This window comes from Kineococcus siccus (assembly GCF_009906795.1).
Lineage (GTDB): Bacteria > Actinomycetota > Actinomycetes > Actinomycetales > Kineococcaceae > Kineococcus > Kineococcus siccus.
Genome location: NZ_JAAALN010000301.1, coordinates 1 through 3,781, shown reverse-complemented (window position 1 = coordinate 3,781; position 3,781 = coordinate 1). Strand labels below are relative to the sequence as shown.

3 protein-coding genes and 1 riboswitch are annotated in these 3,781 nt (G+C 78.4%); of the genes, 2 read left to right on the top strand and 1 reads right to left on the bottom strand.

All coding sequences use genetic code 11. From position 1 onward, the window contains the following. Positions 1 to 191: 191 nt before the first annotated feature. Positions 192 to 301, bottom strand: a riboswitch (SAM riboswitch). 100 nt (positions 302 to 401) lie between these two features. Beyond that, positions 402 to 1,940 carry a PHP domain-containing protein gene (locus tag GTR02_RS20435; protein ID WP_166609315.1) on the bottom strand — a complete coding sequence of 513 codons (1,539 nt, stop codon included), beginning with the start codon at positions 1,938 to 1,940 and terminating at the stop codon, positions 402 to 404. Between the two features lie 68 nt (positions 1,941 to 2,008). Between GTR02_RS20435 and GTR02_RS20430 the strand changes: the two genes are divergently transcribed. Further along, positions 2,009 to 3,358, top strand: a complete 1,350-nt coding sequence (locus tag GTR02_RS20430; protein WP_166609314.1) for an aldehyde dehydrogenase family protein — start codon at positions 2,009 to 2,011, stop codon at positions 3,356 to 3,358. After that, the coding region (locus GTR02_RS20425) for an aldehyde dehydrogenase family protein (RefSeq protein WP_166609313.1) at positions 3,351 to 3,781 on the top strand (431 nt) is incomplete at its 3' end. The genes GTR02_RS20430 and GTR02_RS20425, both read left to right, overlap by 8 nt.

Here is a 3,781-nt window from a genome sequence, read left to right as displayed (position 1 = left end):
GTGTGCGGGAGCGACCCGGGAGTTCCGGGACAGAGGGTGGTGCGGTGGAGCTCGGTGCCGGTGGGTGCGCGTCAGCGCGGACAGACCGCGCTGTCGGTGCGCTGCAGGTCGATGTGGCGACGCGCGGTCAGCACCGTCCTCTGCGGGGTAGGCGGTTGCGTCATGGGGCACTCCTGGTTCGAGGCTCCGCAGAGCCGCACTTGCCGGACGCCTCGTCCGGCCGGGTCGTCACCTGGGGCACCCCGCCGCGGGGGAGGGTTGCCGGACAGCGAGCCAGGGCTTCGCGCTGTCACTCATGACCTGGGAATGAAACTAGGGGGGTTCCGCGGGAGGTGTCAACCGGTGGCCGGTCGTCCCCCGCGGAACCCGTCAGGCGCAGCACCCCCGTGCGGGGGGGCTCCTCACTCGACGTCGACGAACACCGGGTTCGTGTAGCACCAGAGGTCGTCCCACGGGTCGGAGTCCCCGACGCGGTCGACGCGCGGGTGCCCGTCGGCGTCGGCGTGGCGGCCGTCGCTGCCGCGGAACCGCACGTACAGCGGGTCGGCGACCCCGCGCAGGGTGGTCGTGAACCGCTGCCGGCCCGTGGCGCGCGGCGACACCTCGAAGCTCTCCACGACCCGGGTCCCGGGGGCGGAGAACAGGTCCCGGTCGGTGTCGGCCACGCGCCCCGTGACCGTGCCGACGATGACGTCCCAGCGCGCGGAGCGCGGGACCTCGCCGCCGCCGTTGGGTTCCGTCGCCGGGTCGATCAGGAGTTCGACCTCGACGTCCCCGCCACGGCGCACGGTGGTGCGGGCGCCGAACGTGACCCCCGGCCCCTCCCCACCGGCGCGCACCCGGCCCTCGACGGCCCGGACGAGGCCGCCGTGCACGACGAACACCCGTCCGTTGCGCAGGCCCGCCATCACCGCGCGGTAGTCGCGGCGGTCGGCGCCGACGACGGTGCGGCTGTAGAACCCCGGCGCGAAGTCGACGTAGCCGTGCTGCACGCGGCCGGTGTCGACGGGGAACCCGCGGTGGCCGTGCTCGAGGTAGTGCTCGCGGCTCGGGTTCCCGACGCGCCACGTGTCGCCGGTGTCGAAGTGGTTGTCGGAGTTCGCGGTCACCCACCAGGGCAGCCCCTCCGCGAGCAGCGAGTCCCACACCCCGCCCATGCGGGCCGTGCCCGCGTCGAAACCCCCCCAGGTGCGGTACTGGTCGCGGTCGTACCCGGGGAACGACAGGGGTCCCGGGCTCTCGTCGTACTGCCCCCGCCCGCGCGCCCGGCTGGGGGCCGCGAGCGCCGCGGCCTGGTGCCCCGGGGCGCCCTCCCAGCCGACGAAGACGCCCGGCGCCGCGTCGCGCCAGCCGCGGACCTTCGACGGCGAGACCCGACCCGTGCGCATGGGGTGGTTGGACAGCACCAGCGCCTCGTCGACGGTGCCGCGGCGCAGCTCCTCGACGAGCCAGGCCAGGGCGTCGAGGCCCAGCTGCTCGGCCACCGGCCCGGCCTCGTAGGAGTGGTGGATGAGGCGCGGCCCCGCGGGGTTCTGCACCGCGGCGACGACGTCGCCGTCGAAGCGGCGCTCGAAGGCCTGCAGCAGCTCCGGGGTGCGCTCGTGGTTCGGGGCGATGACCGTGGCGTGCTCCGCCCCGGGGATGTTCCACTCCATGCCCTGGAACACCAGCACGGGGTGCTTCTCGCGCGCCTCGGCGATGAGCGGGGTCTGCAGCGCGACCGACTGCTTGGCGTGGTCGGGGCCGCCGTGGTCGGTGAGGACCATCCAGTCGAGGCCGCACTCCGCGCCCCGGCGGACCTGGTCGTCGACGGAGTACATGGCGTCGCGGGAGAACATGGTGTGGATGTGGTGGTCCCCCGCGTACCAGTCGAACGCGCGGGTGTCGCCGTCGCTGCTCACGGGGTCGACGAACGGCGCGGACTGACCCTCGGAGTGCACGGGCGACAGCCTGCCAGCCCGGCCGGGCCACCCGCCTGCGGGCCCGTCCACCCCTAGACTCACTCACCGTGACGTCCTTGCTACCGGACGAGCCGGAGAGCGGTGCGCCCCGCGCCCGCCGCGGTCCGCGCCGCCGGCTCGAGGACGCGCGCGCGGCGGGGCTGCCGGCCGTGTGCCGGGCCACCGGCGAGGAGGACGGCGAGGAGGACGGCGGGGAGGACGGCTCCGGAGCGCTGCTCGAGGTGCCCGACCCCACGACGGGCGAGGTCGCCACCCGGGTGGTCGACACGTCGGGGGTCGCGACGGCCGGGGTGCTGGCGCGCAGCGCCGCGAGCGCCCGGGAGAGCTGGGCGTGGCTCAGCGGCGAGGACCGCGCGCGTCACCTGCACGCGCTCGCCGACGCGCTCGAGGCCGCGGTCCGGCCCGTGGCCGTGACGGAGGCGCTGGTCGCGGGACGTCCCGTGCGCGACGGCCTCGACGTCGACGGCCCCGCGCTGCTCGACGCCGCGTTCTCGGCGGCCGGCTGGGCCGACAAGCTCGCCGCGGTGGGCGTGCGCCCGCGCCCGGGCGGGGTCGTGGTCCTCGTCGCGACCTGGCGCACGCCGCCCGCCGACCTCGTCGCGGGTCTGGTGACCGGCCTCGCGGTGGGCTGCGGGGTGCTGGTGCGCGCCCGGCCCGCCGCGGCCCCGCTGGCGCTGCTCCTGGCGGGCGCGTGCGCCGGGGCCGGGCTGCCGGCCGGCCTCGTCGGAGTCGCCCCGGGCGAGGACCCCGCCGCCGACGCCGCCCTGTGGGACGCGGGCGACCTCGCGGCCGTCGTCGCCGACGGCCCGCCGGCCGCGCTGACGGAGCTCGCGGTCGAGCTGGCCGACCGCGGGACCCCGCTCGCCGCCCGGCCGGACCCCGCCGGCGTCGACGTGCTGCTGCCTGGCGCCGACCTCGGCGCGGCGTGCGCCGCCGTCCTGCGGGCCGTCGCGGGCGGGGCGTGGCGCCGCCCCGGCGGGTCGCGGGTCCTGGTCGCCGAACCGCTGGCCGCGGAGGTGCTGGCCCGGCTGAGCGAGGGCGCGGCGGCCCTGCGCGTGGGCCACCCCCTGGACCGCGCCACCGACGTGGGGCCCTGCCCCACCGCGGACGTCGCGCACGCCGCCGCGAGCGCCCGCACGCGTCCCACCGCGGTCCCCGCGGACCTGCCCGAGGGCGGCTGGTGGGCCCTGCCCGGGGTCCTCGTCACGGGTCCCCGGACGGCACCCCCGCCGCCCGGCCCGCTCGTCGGCGTGCGCACGCTGCGGGGGGACGCCGAGGTGCCCGCCCTGCTCGCCGGGGCCGGCGAGGTCACGGTGTGGGGCGGGCGCTCGGGCGGCGGCCCCCACCGGGCGCAGGACCGCACCGGTCTCGGCCTGCTGCGGCGGCTCGGTGGCTGACCCCGGTCGTCCGGCCCTGCGCCCCCGCGCGCGGCGGGGCGGCGACGACGTCCGCGCGGCCCTGGCGAGCGCCGCCCGGGCCGCGACGGCCTGGTGGGCCCAGCCGGGTCTGCAGCGCGGGCGCGCGCTGCTGGCCGTGGCCGCCGAGCTGGAGTCGCGGCGGGCGCAGTTCGTCGACGAGGTGCGCCGCGGCGAGGGGCTGCGCGTCACGGAGGCCGTGGCGGCGGTCGACGCGACCGTGGACGAGGCGGTGCGCTGGGCGGGGTGGGCAGACAAGCTCGAGGTGCTGCACCCCGGGCGCCGCGCGGCCCCCGGGGTCGTGGGCGTCCTCGCCCCGGGGCCCGACGTCCTGCTGGCGCCCGCCCGCGCGGCGCTGACCGTGCTCGCGGCGGGACGCGGTGCGGCGGGGGAGGCGACCAGGAC